Raw genomic sequence first — 16,374 nt, 5'->3', positions numbered from 1 at the left:
TGGCGAATATTTTTAGTAAATATGCAACTCAAAGCTAGTCCAAGCTGTTTACTTTGCATGACGACGATATTAGAGAACAACATCATTCCGCTCGTTACGGACGAGCAGCGGCAAGCGGAGGAAACGTGGCGCAAATCGATTCCTGCCCAGGTTTTTCTCAATCACTTCTTTGCCATAAACTACCACATTCAGGAGAACGACGATGCGACTGGCGGCTTGCAGCATCTGCCCTACTTCCGGGCGCATCAAGCCGAACTGACCGACACCGATATCCCGAATATCACCAAGCTCCTGCACGCCTGCTGGAGCACGGAGTACGCTCTGCGTGCTACCGCTGAGTTAGGCGATGAAGATTACTTACGCAATGCTCTGCACTGGACATTCCCGCAGGCATATCATACCATCCTATCTGGTTTGCAGGCTTTCCTGTACACCACCGGCGTACGCTCCAACAACTCTTCGCTGATTCAGCGCGAGGTGGGCCGCTTAGTTGTGCGCAATGCTTATCCGCGACCAGTGTCATTCTACGCCGCTGGTGCTTACGGCGACTTTAGCATTCACCGTCTGCCGCTGGCTGGCTACAAGGCTGGCTTGCACATTGCAGGCAAGGAGATTGAAGCCCAGGCTCAGATAGGCCAGTTCCTGCGCACTACGCGTAAGATGAAGGCCCAGATCACGCGTCAGCAGGTGCAGGCTAACCCCAACACCGCGCTGCGCAGCCAGAAGACCGGCAAGGTGCTCGACAAGTGGACTCCGCAGCATTGGCAGCAGATTACGTGGCGCTTAGGCTACACGACCATCTTCGATCTGCTGAGCCGCCTGCGCATTTCGCAGACCAGCCGCGAGATTGAGCGCTACGTGGAGGCTGAGATTGACTTCAAGCTTTTCCATCAGTCGCTGCTTAACATTGTGAGCTACCTCAATGGTATTCACGAGAGCTACGTGGCCAAGGCGATGGGCTTGGAGCGCTATCAGCAGTTACTCGCTGACCTGCCCAAGCACTTACAGCACAGCTTCGTGGCCGACCGCTTGCGTAACCGCATCGAGCCGTTGCTGACTGGCGAGGCTCCCGCTCAGATGAACATCGCGGCTTAATCCGTTCTATTTACCGTCTTACTACTGATACACGTAAGCGCTGCTCCCTTGGGGCGGCGCTTTTTGTTTCTGCATAATCCGGGCGGCGGGCGTAACTTCGCGGCCTTATTTCAAAGCCTTTGACCATGCACCATCTCAGCGAACAGGAACAGCAACGCCGCCACAAACTCGATGAGTTACATAAGCTCGGCATTGAGCCGTATCCATCCGAGCTGTTCGACGTGAATTTCTCCGCTCAGGAGATTCTGGATAACTACCATGTAGAACTCAATAACTTCCAAGAAGTGAGTCTGGCAGGCCGCATCATGTCGCAGCGCGTGATGGGCAAAGCCTCCTTCGCGGAATTGATGGATTCTTCGGGCCGCATTCAACTTTATATCAACCGCGACGAAATCTGTCCCGGCGAGGATAAAGAGCTCTACAATACGGTTTTCAAAAAGCTGATCGACCTAGGCGATTTTGTGGGCGTGAAAGGTCGTGTGTTCAAAACGCAGGTGGGCGAAACCTCCATTCACGTTACTGAATTCAAGCTGCTGTCTAAGGCATTGCGCCCGTTGCCAGTGGTAAAGGAGAAAGACGGCCAGATCTACGATGCCTTTACCGACCCTGAGCAGCGCTACCGTCAGCGCTACGTGGATATGGTAGTGAATCCGCATGTTCGGGAGACGTTCATGAAGCGGACGCTACTGGTACAGGCCATGCGCAACTACCTGAACGACAAAGGCTATTTGGAGGTGGAAACGCCTATTCTTCAGCCTTTGTACGGCGGTGCTGCCGCGCGTCCGTTCAAAACCTTTCACAACACGCTGGACATGACGCTGTATTTGCGCATTGCCAATGAGTTGTATCTCAAGCGGCTGATTGTAGGCGGCTTCGATGGCGTATATGAGTTCTCCAAGGACTTCCGCAACGAGGGCATGTCGCGGTTTCACAACCCAGAGTTCACGCAGATGGAGCTGTACGTAGCCTACAAAGACTACTACTGGATGATGGATTTGGTGGAGGAAATGGTAGAGCGCGTGGCCCTAGAGCTACACGGCAAAACCGAAGTGCAGGTAGGCGACAACCTCATCAACTTTCAGCGGCCCTGGAAGCGCTTCACCATGTTCGAGGCTATCCAGCACTTCAGCGGCGTCGATATTACCGATATGGATGAAGCCGCGCTGCGCGAAACCGCTCAAAAGCTCAATGTGCACTTGGACCCCAGCATGGGCAAAGCCAAAATCATCGACGAGCTGTTCGGCGAACTGTGCGAGCCGAAGCTGATTCAGCCTACATTTATCACTGATTATCCGGTGGAAATGTCGCCGCTGGCGAAGAAGCACCGCTCGAAGCCCGGCCTGGTTGAGCGTTTTGAGGCTATCTGCAACGGTAAGGAAATCTGCAACGCTTTCTCCGAGCTAAACGACCCCATCGACCAGCGTCAGCGTTTCGAAGATCAGTTGGAACTTGGCAAGCGTGGCGACGTGGAGGCCATGGTGCTCGATGAGGACTTCCTGCGGGCTTTGGAGTACGGAATGCCCCCCACAGCTGGCCTAGGCATCGGCATCGACCGCCTGAGCATGATTATGACTAACTCGAACTCCATTCAGGATGTGCTCTTCTTCCCCCAGATGAAGCCGGAGAACAACTAATATTTCCGTGTTTAATGCTCAGCAAAAAAGCCCCCCAGAATGACTCTGGGGGGCTTTTTTGCTGTATAAATTCAAATTACAACTGCCAATTAAAAAGCGGCAATTTGTACCGCCTAAAATCAGAAAGCCTCCCGCAAAAATCACGAGAGGCTTTCCTTTATAACTGACTTACCCTTCCAATCGGGGTGATAGGAAGAAGCTTGCGATGAACAATCTGATTTTGCTACTAAGTCTGTTTGACCAATACTTAGCAGAAGCTCCTACTGTCGGCAATTTTACTTCCGATACTTCTCCGATTTTCTTTCAAGCCGGTTATATCTTCTTTAACGGCTTTGCACAGCTAAGGTTACAAATCGCCGAAAAGATTTCTGTTTTTTTAAAGGCCGCGGTTTGGACCTTCTTGGTTCAGGATATCGTCGGCGTCGGTGCCACCGATGGCGTTGCCACCAACCGAGCCAGTACCCGTTATATCCTGTCCGCCCCGACGACCGGCGCCCGGTGCGCTGGCTAAGTCACCGCTCTGGTCAGCCCGCGTGCCCGCCGACGATTTGAGCGAATTAAGGATGTCATCGGCGTTAGCACGGTTGGCCGACTCTTCGCCGCCCGGTGTTGCGCCGCCTTTCAGGTCATTGATTTTAGACAGGCTGTCTTGGAAAAGCTTGGTCAGGTCGTCGCTGAACTTGGAAGCCGATTTCTTGAGGGTAGTGCGCGTTTCTTCGCCTGTTTCGGGAGCTAGGAGTAAGCCTGCAATAATACCAGCACTAGCGCCAGCCAACAGGGAAAGAATGATTTTGCCGTTTTGGTCTTTCATGAACGTAAGCAGTAAGAATAGAAAGATGAGTACGGATCGGCCCTGAGGGCTTCTGAGGCCTCAGGGCCGATCCGCAAGTTGTAACGCTATTATGCGGCGAAGGTTATCACAAAAAAAGTCCCTCCTCTATTACAGAGGAGGGACTTTTAGTAATCATCAAAAGCCAGAGTTGGCTTACAGATCGTTCAGCATTTTGGTGATTTCACGCTTGCCTTTGCCGAGCTTCTGCTGCAGGCGGCCTACGAGGTCTTCTTCTTGGCCTTCAGCGTACTGCAGGTCCTCGTCGGTGAGCTGGGCGTATTGCTGACGCAGTTTGCCCTTGCTCTCATTCCAGTCACCTTTCAGCTTCAGGCTGCTGCCTGCGCCAGTAATGCCCAGATCTTCGAGCTTCTCTACATAGCCTTTGAATTTAGAGTCAAGCTCTTCGCCATATTTGGAGAGCTGCTCGCCGAGTTGACCGCTGTACTTAGCTGCAGCGTTCTTCAGGTTGCCACGAGTAGCAGTGCCCTTATCTGGAGCCATCAGCAGGCCAGCAATGATGCCAGCGCTAGCACCAGCTAATACGGCGAGAAGAATTTTTCCTGAGTTGTCTTCTTGTTGATACGACATGTTGGTAAGGAGAGAAAGTGAATACTTGAAAACAGGCGGTAAAATCGTCGGCTCCAAATAGTGGAGCCAGTGAAGTAAAGGCACGCCCGGCTTGTTAAGCTGATTGCCTATACGAACACTGTTAAGCTGGGTTATATTTAAGGAATAAAAAATAGCTGAAATAAAATATACCATTGATTAAGAGAGCATTTTGCCCCCCAGTCCGTACTTTGACCTGTCCTCCCAAGTTGGGCAAGCAGGTTATTTTCCGTTGTTCGCGTATGAAAAACTTCCTTTTCGCAGTTGCTTTTATGCCCCTACTGGCTGTGTGCAGCCAGCCACCCGCCGCTTCTACCGCTACTACTCCGGCAGCCACCGCCGCCTGCATCGACTCCACCAAAATCGACCCGGCGGGTATCTGCACCATGCAATATGACCCTGTGTGCGGCTGCAATGGCAAGACGTACAGCAACGACTGTGTCGCCTCCAACGCGGGCGTGCTCACCTACACCAAAGGCGAGTGCCCCACCACCCCGAAAAACTAAGAATTTGCCCCCCACCCTTATGTCAGAAGAGAAAAAGTACTTCCGCCAGCAAGCCCCTTTCCGCGTGCCCACCACCGACGGCAAGCTCATTGAGGAGCACATTGGCCTGGCCAGCACTCGCACCAACGAATACAGCGTGGCCCACATGGTGGCGCCGCCCCAGTGGAGCGAGCCCCACCAGCGTCCCGAGTTCGATGAAATAACGATCGTAGTGCGGGGCCGCAAGCGGTTTGAGGTAGATGGCGACATCATTGAGCTGAGCGCCGGCGAGTCGCTATTGATCAAGGCTGGCGCACGGGTTCGTTATTCCAACCCATTTGATGCGGAGTGCGAGTACTGGTCGATCTGCGTGCCAGCCTTTTCGATGGACACCGTGAATCGGGAGGAGTAGCCTTAAACTCCTGCGTAGCTGCGCTGTTCTTCGGCTGACGTAGCGTGGGAGATGCCAAAAAAGCCCCCCAGCCGTTGTTTTCACTTCACATTTTCCACCCGAAGCCTCGCTTCACTTCCTCCTACCCCCTGCATGGACCAGCGCATCATCAATCTCTTCGACGAATACACCCACGCCCCGCTCACCCGCAAGGAATTTATGGAGCGGTTGATGAAAATAACCGGTGGCGCGGCGCTGGCTACGGCCGCATTAGCGGTGTTGGAGCCTGGCTATGCCAATGCAGCCACCGTGCCTGTGCAGGATGCTAAGTTGGAGGAAGAAACCGTAAACTGGCCCGGCGACGGCACCACCATGCAGGGCTACTTAGTGCACCCCAAAGGGAAAAAGAAGCGCGGCGCGGTGGTGGTCATTCACGAAAATCGTGGCCTCACGCCCCACATCAAAGACGTAACACGCCGCGTGGCCCAAGCCGGCTACTTAGCACTAGGGGTTGATGCGCTTTCCCAGTTTGGTGGCACGCCTACCGACGAAGACCAAGGCCGTACCCTCATCGGCCAGCTCGACCCACAGAAAACGCTCAACAACTACCTCGCTGCCCTCACCTACCTTCGTCAGCGCCCCGATAGCAACGGCAAGACCGGTTGCGTGGGCTTCTGCTGGGGCGGCGCTATGGCCAACCGCCTCGCCCTCAGCGACCCCAAGCTCAACGCTGCCGTGGCCTACTACGGCACCCAGCCCAAAGACGCGGACGTTTCCAAAATCAAGGCCCACCTGATGATGCACTATGCCTCCCTCGATGAGCGGGTAAATGCTGGAGCGGCGGCCTATGAAGCGGCGTTAAAAGCCGCCAATGTGAAGTATCAGCAGTTTATGTATGAAGGTGTAAACCACGCTTTCAACAACGACTCCTCCCCGCCCGCTACAACGCTGAGGCCGCCAAGCTGGCTTGGGAGCGGACGTTGGGGTTGTTTAAGAAGGAGTTGGGATAATTATATAAGAAATATCTATAAGCCTCTCGTTATCAACTCAGCTTATGAAAAGTACCCCCTTTAGCCTACTTATTATTCTTAGCACGCTAAGCCTATTTCCCTATTTGGCGCGGGCACAAACTGCTCCAACAAAAGCCTATACGTATATGCAGGTTTTTTATTACGGACCGAAAACCTCTCCTGGCTTTGCCTTTATGAGCTTTACGCCAGCCTTTCACAATCAGACAGAGGTCAGGTTAGATGAGCCGAGCATAGCCGAGGCAATGTTTAGTCCCCTACTCGGGGAGCCTCAAAAAGCTGAGGTAGTAGAAGTAACAACCGATATTGACGACCTGGAGGCCAAGTATAAGGATCCTAAATACAGGGCGGCGATGAAGAAGCGTCAGGATAAAGAAAAACAGGAATTTGAGAAGCAGATAAAAGCTCTTGAAGGACGCGGCCAAAAGATGCGCGACACGTTGATAAAGACTTTGAATGCTGCAACAACAGAAGGGTGGGAAGTCGTTCAAATGAGTTCTTATGGAGATAGTGGCCTAACGTACTTGCTTCGTAGAGCTAAATGATTTTTTCTCTTAGTTGCGCTTCGCCAAATAAAAAGCCCCCCAGACTAATTCTGGGGGCTTTTTTTGAAACAACTACCAAACCTTACGACTTCGGCACGGCCGCCGGCAGCGCCTTACGCGGCAGCTTCTGGTCGCGCATGGCGGTGTGGTACACGAAAGAAGCCACGATAACTGAGGCTTGCTTCAGGTCATCGGCCTGGAGGCGGTCGAAGGTATCCTGGTTGGTGTGGTGAGTGCGGGTGTTGTAGTCGAGGCCATCCTGCACGAACTGAAAGCCGGGCAAGCCCACGGCGTCGAAGGCCAGATGGTCGGTGCCGCCGGTATTGCGGGGCGTGATAGTGGTAGCACCCATGTCGGCGAAGGGCTGGAGCCAGGCGGTGAAGATGGGCGCAACGCCCTCGTTGCCCTGCAAATAGATACCGCGGATTTTGCCGCTGCCATTATCCAGGTTAAAGTAGCCGGCCAGCTTTTCATGCTCGGGCAGCAGCTTCATGGTAGCGGGGTCGGCGAAGTGGTTTTTCACGTAGTTGCGCGAGCCGTGCAAGCCTTGCTCCTCCTCACCCCATAGGGCAATGCGGATGGTACGGCGGGGCTTTACGCCAGTCGCTTTCAGAATACGCATGGCCTCCATCATCACGGCGCAGCCGGCCGCGTTGTCGGTGGCGCCAGTCGCGGCGTGCCAGGAGTCTATATGCGCCCCAAGCATTACTACCTCATTTTTCAGCTTGCGGTCGGTGCCAGGGATTTCGGCTATGACATTGTAGCCTTTTAGGTCGGTATTTTGAAAACGGGTCTTGGTTTCCATTTCCACTTCCACCGGAATGCCAGCCTCTACCAACCGAATCAGGCGCAGCTGGTCCTCGGGCGACATTTCTATTTCGGGCAATACCGGCTTTGCGTCGGCGGCGTATGGAGCACCGTTGCTGGTAAAGAACGTGCCATGCGAGCCACCACGGGTGCTGCTGAGTACCGCAGCAGCACCTTCGCTCATCAGCATCTCATTGAGCTTAGTGCGCAGCGCTGCCTGAGCACGACGGGCGTTCAGGCGCTCCGTCATGGCGGGGTCCTCAGTGGTTGGGCGCGCAGGCTGCGCTTCCATCATTTTGGTGAGTTGCTCGTCGGTGTAGCGGGTGGCGTCGGCCTCAAAAGTAGTTTTGGGTGGCACAGCCACCGCTGTTAGCACGATTTTGTCGCGCAGCTTGCCCTGATATTTCGCTAAGTCGGCTTCAGTAGCGGCGTTCACATACACCACCTGCTTCTTTACGGCTCCACTTGTGGAAGGCGTCCAGGCTTTAGGCGCGCCAATCATGGCGTGGTAATACGGCGCGGTCATAGCGATATACGATTTCTCGATGTCCCAGCCGCGGCCGAAGTCGCCCCAGGGCTCGATATTGGCGTTGCTCATGCCCCACTTGGTGAGCTGGCCTTTGGTCCACTCGTTGGCGCGCTTCAAGCCGTCGGAGTTAGCCAAGCGTGGTCCGCATACATCGGTCAGGTAAAAGGCGGTTTCCATTACCTTGGAGCGGTTCATGCCTTCGTCTTTGATCTTGGCAATCATGGCCTGATCAACTTTTTCGGCTTGTTGAGCCAAGGTAGGCGCGGCCAGAGCCAGGCCACCGGCCAAGGCTAAGAGTCGGAGTGTTGTCATGTGGTTTGGTTGGTGGTGAAAGATTATTTAGAAGTTAAAGTACCGGGAAAAGCTCGAGAGTTGCGCACAGTTCTCCACTAGAATGTCATGCCGCTGGAAATTAGCGCAATTAAGTATCTTCCATTTTCTACCTCTCCACTGCCATGACCGTCGAATATATCCGCTACCGTATTGCCGCTGAGCAGCAGCCGGCTTTCGTGCAAGCTATTACTAGCGCCAACCAGCTGCTGGCCGCCGCTCCCGACTGCGTCCGCTATGAACTGACGCACTGCGAGGAAGACCCCGAGCTCTTCATCTGGCGCATCGAGTGGACCTCGGTTGACCGCCACCTCAACGGCTTCCGCAAAAGCCCGGAGTTTGGTGCGTTTTTTCAGTTAGTGAAACCGTTTTACCAGAGCATCCAGGAAATGAATCACTACGCGGTACTGTAAAGCGAATGGCGCACTAGAATTAGAGTAAACTGTGAATCTTGAAGCTAAAGGGAACCAGTTTACTATCGGCATCCGGCGTTTTGTGAGGAAAGCGACTAAGACTTTTTGCCCAGCTGAACTAACCTAGAACAAGCGAACTGACTAAGCAGCAATAACCTCACCCCCGCCTCCTTCGTCTAACTCAGCAGCTTTCACTGTTCCGCTGCTTCTATGAGTCTTTGGCAAATTATCCGGCGCCTGTACCCCTACGTGCTACCATACCGCGGGCTGGTTATCAGCACGTTGCTGCTAACGCTGGTGGGGTCGTTGGCGGCGCAGGTCAATCCATTTGTGCTGCGCTACACCGTGGATACCGTGCAGGGGCTGCTGGATAAAGGCCTCGGACTGGCTCAGGGGGCAAATTTGCTGCTGGCAGTAACGGCCCTGCTGCTCGGCAAGGAGGTCATCAACACCTTCATTCAGTTCGGGCAGAAGTTCTACGGCGAGAAAATCCGCATCAACGTCTCGAGCACCCTGCACCAGTCGGCCGTGGATAAGATTCTGAGCTACCAGCTCGGCTTCTACTCCGACAGCGGCAACCAAACCGGCAAGCTCCAAACCCGTATCGACCGCGGCGTGGAGAGCCTGATGAAGCTGGTTCAGAACTTCTTTATCGACATCCTGCCGCTGTTTGCCAACTCCATTGTGGCCCTCATCATCATGTTCACGGCCAACCTATACGTGGGGCTAGTGGCGCTAGGCATCCTCCCGATCTACTTTTGGATCAGCTACCGGCAGGCCGATAAGCTCAACGGCGTGCGCCGTAGCCTGCGCGGCCTGCGCGAGCAGCGCAGCCAAGGACTCATCAACATCATCGACTCTATTGTGGTGATAAAGAGCTTCGTACGCGAAGACTACGAGGGCGAGAAGCAGGCCAGCATGCAGCGCAACCTCGTGACCACCCAGCTCGAAACCCGCAAAACCAACTTTCTCTTCGATGGCCTCAAAACCTTCGTGGAGCAAATTGGCGTGGTGCTCATCATCATCCTGACGGCCTACCTGGTGCTGGATCGGCAGATTTCCATCGGGGCCATCATGTTCCATATTCTGCTGTTTAATAACGTGTCGGCGCCCATCCGCCAGCTCCACCGCATCTACGACGAGATGAACGAGGCCCTCACCTACTCCGAAGGCTTCTTCGACATCCTCGACGCCACCACCGAAACCGAGCGCACCGGCCCCACCCCGCCCGATCAGCTCCGGGGGGCTTTTTCGCTGCGCCACGTCGACTTCACTTACCCCAGCGGCACCCAGGCCCTCCACGATGTCAGCCTCACCATTGCGGCCGGCCAAACCACGGCGCTAGTGGGCCTCTCGGGAGCGGGCAAAAGCACCATACTCAATCTGCTGTGCAAGTTCTACGAGCCCAACGGCGGCGAAATGCTTCTCGACGGCCGCCCCCTCTCCGACTACGACACCCACGCCCTGCGCCAGCGCATCGGGCTGGTGCTCCAGAAAAACCACATTTTCAAGGGCAGCATCGAGGAAAACATCCGCTACGGCAACTTCGAGGCAACCCTGGACGAGATAAAGGCTGCCGCCAAGCAGGCTTACCTCCACGACCAGATCATGGCCCTGCCCCAGCAATATCAGTCCGATGCCCAGCAGCTGTCGGGCGGGCAGCAGCAGCGCATTGCCATTGCCCGGCTCTTCCTCAAAAACCCGCCCATCATCTTCCTCGACGAGCCCACCGCCTCCCTCGACGCCATTGCCACCGAGCAAATCAAAAACTCGCTCGATGCCATCAAGCAGGGCCGCACGGTGGTCATCATCTCCCACAGCCTCGCCCAAATCGTGGACTCCGACTGCATCTACGTCATGAAGCAGGGCCGCGCGGTAGAAAGCGGCACCCACGACGAGCTATACGACAAGCGCGGCGCCTATCGAGAAATTTTCGACGCCTCGGCCCGCAGCCTCAATATCGAGAAGCTAGCGCGGGTGATGGTGGACGATGGGGATGAAGTAGAAGATACGGCTGCGTGAAGAGGTCTTATGATAAATATTACATTTGAGAAAATCCACTAAAAACTATAGCAATCGTGACCACATTTGGCAAGAGCGTAAGAATCTTTTTAAAAGATGGCACTTCAACAGGAATTAGGTTTGCCGAAATAGTAAATCATACAATTCAGTCCGTTACGTGTCCGCGTACGAGAGTTAATGAGCTTTATACTTTCAGCGAAGCAAATAGACCAGGAATTTATTTTCTTTTCGGCATAGATGAATCAACAACATTACCTAAAGTTTATATAGGTGAAGCTGAGAACATATTTAGTCGCATTCAAGAGCACGCTAATAAAAAGGATTTTTGGGATGAAGTTATTTTCTTCACAAGCAAGGATGAGAATTTAACAAAGTCACATGTTAAATACTTAGAGAGTAAGGCTATAGAAATTGCTTTTTTAGTAAAAAGAAATACCGTTGATAATATCAACCAACCGCAATTATCTACCTTGCCTGTTGCAGACAAAGAAGCAATGGAGGAGTTACTAGTGTACATCAAATTACTACTAGGCGTATTTGGGAAATATACACTTGAGCCAATAGCTCCTCAACAGAATAAGCCGCATACTCAAGATCTTAAATCACTTATAAATAATGATAGTATATCTTATGATGATATTACATCTTCATTATTTCTTAAAGTAGGAACCTTAAAAGCAAACGCAATACAAACAAACGAGGGGTTAGTGGTTTGCAAAAACTCTGAAGCAGCAGAAGTACATACTGCTAATCTAGGATTAGGCTATAGAAATCTTCGAGAAGATTTAATAGCAAATAATTCTTTGGTACTCAACGAAAACAAATATCTATTTCAGAATGACGTGTTATTCGGCTCTCCCTCAGCTGCTGCGGCTGTTATTGTAGGATACAATATTAATGGAAGGGAGAATTGGAAGGACGTAAATGGCAAGTCACTAAATGAGATAGAAAAGCAAAAGTTTAATCTCCTTAAACCAATTGAGAAAGAGGACACTGTATCTAACATATAAAAATTCCCCAAACTGGCGCGATCTTGTAGAGATTCATTGCTGCGCGTCAAATGAGATAACCCAAATTAAGAAGCTGGGGGGCATTTCTAGTTGCTTCCGTCCAGCTTACGTACACAGGATACACGCGGGCCAAGCCCGCCCGTGGCCAACGCTGGCCACCCCACGTATTCCTGATCATGCAAAAATTCACCGTAGAACGCTTGTCCTTTGATTCTCTGACGGAGCTACCGAACTCCTGGCAACCCCAAGACTACAAAGCGCTCTTGCTCAAAACCGGCTACGACAACCCCGACGAAATAGCCCCCGACGAGCTGCAAGCCATGGCCCACATGTCCCTCACCGACCTAGAGCCCACGGAGGCGGCCCAACTCGTATTGGAACATCTCTTTCAGGATCAGCTCACGGCCGGCCAGATAGAAAACCTAGCTCACCAGATGCTCACCGAGAAACTGTGGGAAGAAAACCCGGAGCTAGACCAGCACGAAGGATTTTTTAAAGCAACACAACTGCTGTACACCGCCTATAACGGCAAGTTTCCGCGGGCCGAGGCCGTGCAGTTTCAAGTGCAGCTCACCACCGACGATGCCGAAGCCCTGACCCTGTTCGACACGCAGCCCGAAGCCCCGCTCCTGCGCCTGCTAGCCCAGGGCATGCCCGATAGCACTCTGCTCAAACGCCTGTTTCACGAGCAGCTCGATGGCACCAGCTTCCCCGAAGCCCCGTCTATCATCTGGCAGTTGAAGCCATTGAAGCGTGAGGAAAAATCCGTCGTGTTTGACGTGGTTAGCTCCGCTTATTGGCTCGACGATTTTAAATACGCCGATACCTACGAAGCCACTACCCAAGCCGATAGCGCGGTAGAGGAAGAAGACTAGAGAACGAAAAGCAATAGGCCCCAACGTGGGGTTAATTGAAGGCAAAAAAGCCCCCCAGCAAGTATTTTTCTTTGCTGGGGGCTTTTTATGAGTACTCAACGCTAGCCGATTACGCTTTTTTAAAATAGCTGTAATACTGAAAACGCAAGGCTGGGAAAGATTTTCTATACCTATCTTCATCTACGGGAATAAAAAGAAAATAGCCCGCGTCGATGGTCCAGCCTTTATTCGCCTTTTTGGATCGTAAATCGATTCCCAACGACAATACGCCGGCCCCTTCGTCGCCAGCGGTATAGTAGGTGGCGCCTTGGCGAAAGAAGAATTTCCGGCGGTTAGTTGCGGGTTGCAGCTTACCAAAATACAGGCGATGCTCTGCATTGATGGTAGGCCACACGCCACCCCATGTAGGTCCCACCCCAACGGTAACCCCCAATTGGTTGTAGGTAGTCACATCCACGCCCACTCCTAGATGCAACAGCTCCGGCCCTGATACGCCCACCACAAATTTGGTTTTGGTGAGGCTAGTATCCTGGGCAAATGCTCCCCATACGGTCAACTGGAACAGCAGAAGCAGACCGAGCTTTTTCATGCGTTGTCTTCCCGTTGAAAAAGAAAAGCCACAATGCGCGGCGTGGTGGTGCAGTTGTCATCGTCGAACCACTCCTGAAGGCGCACGCAGCTGAAGCCGTGGCGCCGGGCTGCTTCCGTGAAATCGGAGATGTGGTGCACGTAGCATTCCAGCTCAAAAATGCCCCCCGCGGCCGTATCGAAGCGAGCTTTGCTGCCCTCGTACTGCTTGAACGGGTGCAACTCGCCGATGTAGAACAGGCCCTCTGGCTGCAGGGAGCGGTGTGCCTGAGCAAACACGAAATCGAGATTGTGGATGTGCTCCAGTATCAGGCTGCACGTGATGAGGCTAGCGGGCGAATGGGCAAATTGCCACGGCTGCATAATATCGGCTTGCTGGAAGCTGATGTGGGGGTGTGGCAGCTTCTCTTTGGCCCGGCGCAGCATCTCGGCCGAGAAATCGATGGCAGTAAGGTGGGTGGCCTGGGTAGCCAGCCACTCAGTGTTTTTGCCGGTGCCGCAGCCCAGCTCTATTATCTCGGCAAAAGGCCCCCCAAGCACCATCGAGCGGATAGCGCGGGCTTCCAGGTCGCGGGTTTTGTTCTGGACGTTGTCGTAGCTGTCGGCCCAGGTGTTATAGGCATCTTGAACGTTCATAGGTGAATATAGCGAAACGTGCGGTTTTTTTGCGCCTATTGTCATGGCCCTGAGGCTCTCCTTTTTTAGTGGATTTTAAGCTTAGCATTCCTTGCGTTTAATGCTGATATTCATTCCAGTAGATGCCTTTCTCTCACTCTTATCCCACCCCTCAGCCCATGCGCACTTCTACCTCTATTCTTGCTACGGCATTGTTGGCAGTTCTTTTAACAAGCTGTCAGCAACAAGCGGACGATCAGCTAACCCCACGGCCCACAGCCGACCCCAAGGTGGCGCTAAGCACTCAGCAGCTCGACTCGCAGATACTAAGCCGCTTGCGCGAAACCGGCCGCTTCGACTGGAACCAGGCGTCGGAGCACTTTGTCTGGAGCGCGCTTACCCGCTCCGACCACGTGCTCTCGGTGGGCTATAAGCCAGCCGGCTTCATGGGTGAGCTGCCCACCGATGCTGCCTCGCTGGCGGAATGGAAAGCGGCCCGTGCGCAGGTGCTAGAGCTGATCATGGCCGAGGAGCGCAAAGCCAATCCCGACTTAACCCAGACACAGGTAGTAGCCTTCGAGGAAAATGTGCTGCCCGTGCTCGACGTGACGGTGCGCGAGCTGAGCACGATTCAGAAATTACGCACTTCGGGGCTCGTGCGCTACGCCGAGCCGATGGGCTACGAGCCGAACCGCCAGCAGGCAATCACAAACAACAGCAGCGCCGCCATTCTGAGCAGCAGCGGCTGCGACAATAATGTTCCAAACACCAGTTTGGTGGAAGGCTCCGACTACACGGTGTTAGCCAACGGCAGCAAATCATCCTGGAATCAGGCTGATCAGTTTCACGGAATTCGGTCGAGCTGGAGCCAGAGCACGGGCCAAGGCATCAAAATCGTCATTATCGACTCGGGCTCATCGGATGCACAGGAAAATCTGGGCGCGGCTTTCAATCAGGGCTTGAGTCAGGGCCGTATCATTGAGCGGCTGGTAACCTTGCCGCGGGCCTCCATTTTCGGCATTCCTACGGGCCCAGTAGAAACGCCGAATGACGGCTGCGGACACGGCACCAGCATGGCCGGCGCCGCGGCTGCCCCACGTGGCACCGATGGCGCAGCAGTGGGTGTGGCTTATAATGCCAATCTGATTACGATTCGCGCGGCCCAAGACGTTTTTCTGGATGCCAGCCGCGAAGTAAAAGGCGTGTCTGATGCCTACATTTTGGCCGGCAACCGCGCCGATGTGCGCATTATCAGCATGAGTATGGGCCGCCTGACTAGCTCGTCGCAAATGACTGATGCCATCCGCTATGCCTACAACCGCGGCAAGCTCATCTTCTGCGCCGCCGGCACTTCCTTCGACTGGTCATCGGGGTTTGTAGGAGTTACTTATCCGGCTACATTACCCGAAATGGTGGCCGTGACTGGCTTACAAGACAATCTTACTTCCCGCTGCGATGATTGCCACGTGGGGGCCAAAGTGGAGTTTGCGGTAGTGATGCAGAAGCCCAGCAATGACCGCACCGTGTTATCGCTGGCCATGAGCGGCGACGCGCCAAGTACCGTGGGGGGCTCTTCGGTTGCCACTGCCACGATGGCCGGCATTACGGCGCTTGTATGGGCACAGCATCCTACTGAAACCCGCGCTCAGATTATGAGCCGCTTAGTAGCTGCCAGTTCTAACCGCACGGCGCGCAGCAGCAGCTTTGGGTGGGGCCGCGTGAATGCTGCTGCTGCTGTGGGCGCCCTGCCTTTATAGCGCCTCTTTTACCTGAATGGCATAGCGATGCATAATCGTACGTCGCTATGCCATTCAGCTTCAACAGAAATACCAAAAAAGCCCCCCACTCAACTATAGCCCATATCTTGTTCGGCTCGTAGTAGCTTAGCATGGAAACATACGTTCTTGGCGACATCCACGGGGCCTTCCGCGCGCTTGAGCAGGTATTGGAGCGAAGCCCCTTTCGGCCCGGAATCGACCGCCTGATTCACTTGGGCGACGTATCCGACGGCTGGCCCGAAACAGCTGAGTGCGTGGAGCGGCTACTTCATATTCCGAACAGTATTTGGCTACAAGGCAACCACGACTGGTGGACGGCTGAGTGGATGGCAACTGAGGCACCACGGCCGGAGGTAAATATGCTCTGGTATCAGCAAGGCGGCCGGGCTACGTTCGAATCGTATGAGCGGGGCCCGAAAGAGCGGATCGAACGGCACTTTCGCACTTTCTTTGGCAAGCAGCTTCCGTATTTTGAGGATGAAGCAGGCAACCTCTATGTACACGGCGGCTACGACCCCGACCTACCCATAGCCGAGCAAGATCCTTACAGCCTGATTTGGGACCGCACACTGTGGCGCAATAGCATGTTCGCGGAGGACTACAACGAATGTTTCATTGGCCACACGCCTACCTGGCCCGCCAGCGCGGTACCGAGCCAGCGGGCCAACGTGTGGAACCTCGATCAGGGTGCGGCTTACGGCGGGCAACTAAGCTTGATGAATGTGCGCACCAAAGAGTTTGTGCAAAGTGATGTCGTGCAGACGCTTTACCCCGGCGTGAAAGGCCGCTGA

General features: G+C 53.9%; 17 protein-coding genes. 12 read left to right on the top strand and 5 right to left on the bottom strand.

Annotated elements, in window-relative coordinates; translation table 11 throughout:
• The first annotated feature begins 57 nt into the window (after positions 1–57).
• Positions 58–1,095 carry a hypothetical protein gene (locus G7064_RS16720; protein WP_166074475.1) on the top strand — a complete coding sequence of 346 codons (1,038 nt, stop codon included), beginning with the start codon at positions 58–60 and terminating at the stop codon, positions 1,093–1,095.
• A 125-nt stretch (positions 1,096–1,220) separates the two neighbouring features.
• On the top strand, positions 1,221–2,729 hold the full coding sequence (lysS, locus tag G7064_RS16715) for a lysine--tRNA ligase (RefSeq protein WP_166074474.1): 1,509 nt from the start codon (positions 1,221–1,223) through the stop codon (positions 2,727–2,729).
• Between the two features lie 376 nt (positions 2,730–3,105).
• Here lysS and G7064_RS16710 read toward each other — a convergent pair whose 3' ends face one another.
• The gene (locus tag G7064_RS16710; protein WP_133273755.1) at positions 3,106–3,540 is read right to left on the bottom strand and encodes a YtxH domain-containing protein; all 435 of its coding nucleotides are present in this window, start codon (positions 3,538–3,540) and stop codon (positions 3,106–3,108) included.
• A gap of 174 nt (positions 3,541–3,714) precedes the next feature.
• Positions 3,715–4,149, bottom strand: a complete 435-nt coding sequence (locus tag G7064_RS23110) for a YtxH domain-containing protein (protein ID WP_133273756.1) — start codon at positions 4,147–4,149, stop codon at positions 3,715–3,717.
• A gap of 260 nt (positions 4,150–4,409) precedes the next feature.
• On the opposite strand from G7064_RS23110, the gene G7064_RS16700 reads away from it, so the two are divergent.
• The 4 genes from G7064_RS16700 to G7064_RS16685 all read left to right on the top strand — a co-directional run bounded on the left by G7064_RS16700 (position 4,410) and on the right by G7064_RS16685 (position 6,616).
• Positions 4,410–4,673 (top strand): Kazal-type serine protease inhibitor domain-containing protein, encoded by a 264-nt coding sequence (locus tag G7064_RS16700; protein ID WP_166074472.1) that lies wholly within the window; start codon positions 4,410–4,412, stop codon positions 4,671–4,673.
• A 19-nt stretch (positions 4,674–4,692) separates the two neighbouring features.
• Positions 4,693–5,064, top strand: coding sequence for a cupin domain-containing protein (locus G7064_RS16695; protein ID WP_166074471.1), 372 nt, complete (start codon positions 4,693–4,695; stop codon positions 5,062–5,064).
• 132 nt (positions 5,065–5,196) lie between these two features.
• Positions 5,197–6,117 (top strand): dienelactone hydrolase family protein, encoded by a 921-nt coding sequence (locus tag G7064_RS16690; RefSeq protein WP_240935552.1) that lies wholly within the window; start codon positions 5,197–5,199, stop codon positions 6,115–6,117.
• On the top strand, positions 6,098–6,616 hold the full coding sequence (locus G7064_RS16685) for a hypothetical protein (RefSeq protein WP_166074470.1): 519 nt from the start codon (positions 6,098–6,100) through the stop codon (positions 6,614–6,616). Before G7064_RS16690 ends, G7064_RS16685 begins: the two co-directional genes overlap by 20 nt.
• Before the next feature lie 82 nt (positions 6,617–6,698).
• Here the strand turns inward: G7064_RS16685 and G7064_RS16680 are convergent, their stop codons facing one another.
• Entirely contained in the window at positions 6,699–8,264 is a 1,566-nt protein-coding gene (locus G7064_RS16680; protein WP_166074469.1) for a M28 family metallopeptidase, read from the bottom strand.
• Between the two features lie 143 nt (positions 8,265–8,407).
• Here G7064_RS16680 and G7064_RS16675 point away from each other — a divergent pair, with 143 nt between their 5' ends.
• The 4 genes from G7064_RS16675 (at position 8,408) to G7064_RS16660 (ending at position 12,602) form a co-directional block, all read left to right on the top strand.
• Positions 8,408–8,695, top strand: a complete 288-nt coding sequence (locus G7064_RS16675) for a putative quinol monooxygenase (RefSeq protein WP_166074468.1) — start codon at positions 8,408–8,410, stop codon at positions 8,693–8,695.
• A gap of 210 nt (positions 8,696–8,905) precedes the next feature.
• Positions 8,906–10,717 carry an ABC transporter ATP-binding protein gene (locus G7064_RS16670; RefSeq protein ID WP_166074467.1) on the top strand — a complete coding sequence of 604 codons (1,812 nt, stop codon included), beginning with the start codon at positions 8,906–8,908 and terminating at the stop codon, positions 10,715–10,717.
• Positions 10,718–10,773: 56 nt separating this feature from the next.
• On the top strand, positions 10,774–11,727 hold the full coding sequence (locus G7064_RS16665) for a GIY-YIG nuclease family protein (protein WP_166074466.1): 954 nt from the start codon (positions 10,774–10,776) through the stop codon (positions 11,725–11,727).
• A 176-nt stretch (positions 11,728–11,903) separates the two neighbouring features.
• Entirely contained in the window at positions 11,904–12,602 is a 699-nt protein-coding gene (locus G7064_RS16660; RefSeq protein ID WP_166074465.1) for a hypothetical protein, read from the top strand.
• 109 nt (positions 12,603–12,711) lie between these two features.
• Here G7064_RS16660 and G7064_RS16655 read toward each other — a convergent pair whose 3' ends face one another.
• Both G7064_RS16655 and G7064_RS16650 read right to left on the bottom strand, forming a co-directional pair.
• On the bottom strand, positions 12,712–13,191 hold the full coding sequence (locus G7064_RS16655; RefSeq protein WP_166074464.1) for a hypothetical protein: 480 nt from the start codon (positions 13,189–13,191) through the stop codon (positions 12,712–12,714).
• Complete coding sequence (locus tag G7064_RS16650) at positions 13,188–13,826, bottom strand: class I SAM-dependent DNA methyltransferase (RefSeq protein ID WP_166074463.1); 639 nt, start codon at positions 13,824–13,826, stop codon at positions 13,188–13,190. Before G7064_RS16650 ends, G7064_RS16655 begins: the two co-directional genes overlap by 4 nt.
• 158 nt (positions 13,827–13,984) lie before the next feature.
• Here G7064_RS16650 and G7064_RS16645 point away from each other — a divergent pair, with 158 nt between their 5' ends.
• Entirely contained in the window at positions 13,985–15,562 is a 1,578-nt protein-coding gene (locus G7064_RS16645; RefSeq protein ID WP_166074462.1) for a S8 family peptidase, read from the top strand.
• Positions 15,563–15,693: 131 nt separating this feature from the next.
• Positions 15,694–16,374, top strand: a complete 681-nt coding sequence (locus tag G7064_RS16640) for a metallophosphoesterase (protein WP_166074461.1) — start codon at positions 15,694–15,696, stop codon at positions 16,372–16,374.

The sequence above is a fragment of the Hymenobacter sp. HDW8 genome (assembly GCF_011305775.1).
In the GTDB taxonomy this organism is placed as follows: Bacteria; Bacteroidota; Bacteroidia; order Cytophagales; family Hymenobacteraceae; genus Hymenobacter; species Hymenobacter radiodurans.
This window is presented reverse-complemented; position numbering and strand designations above follow the sequence as displayed.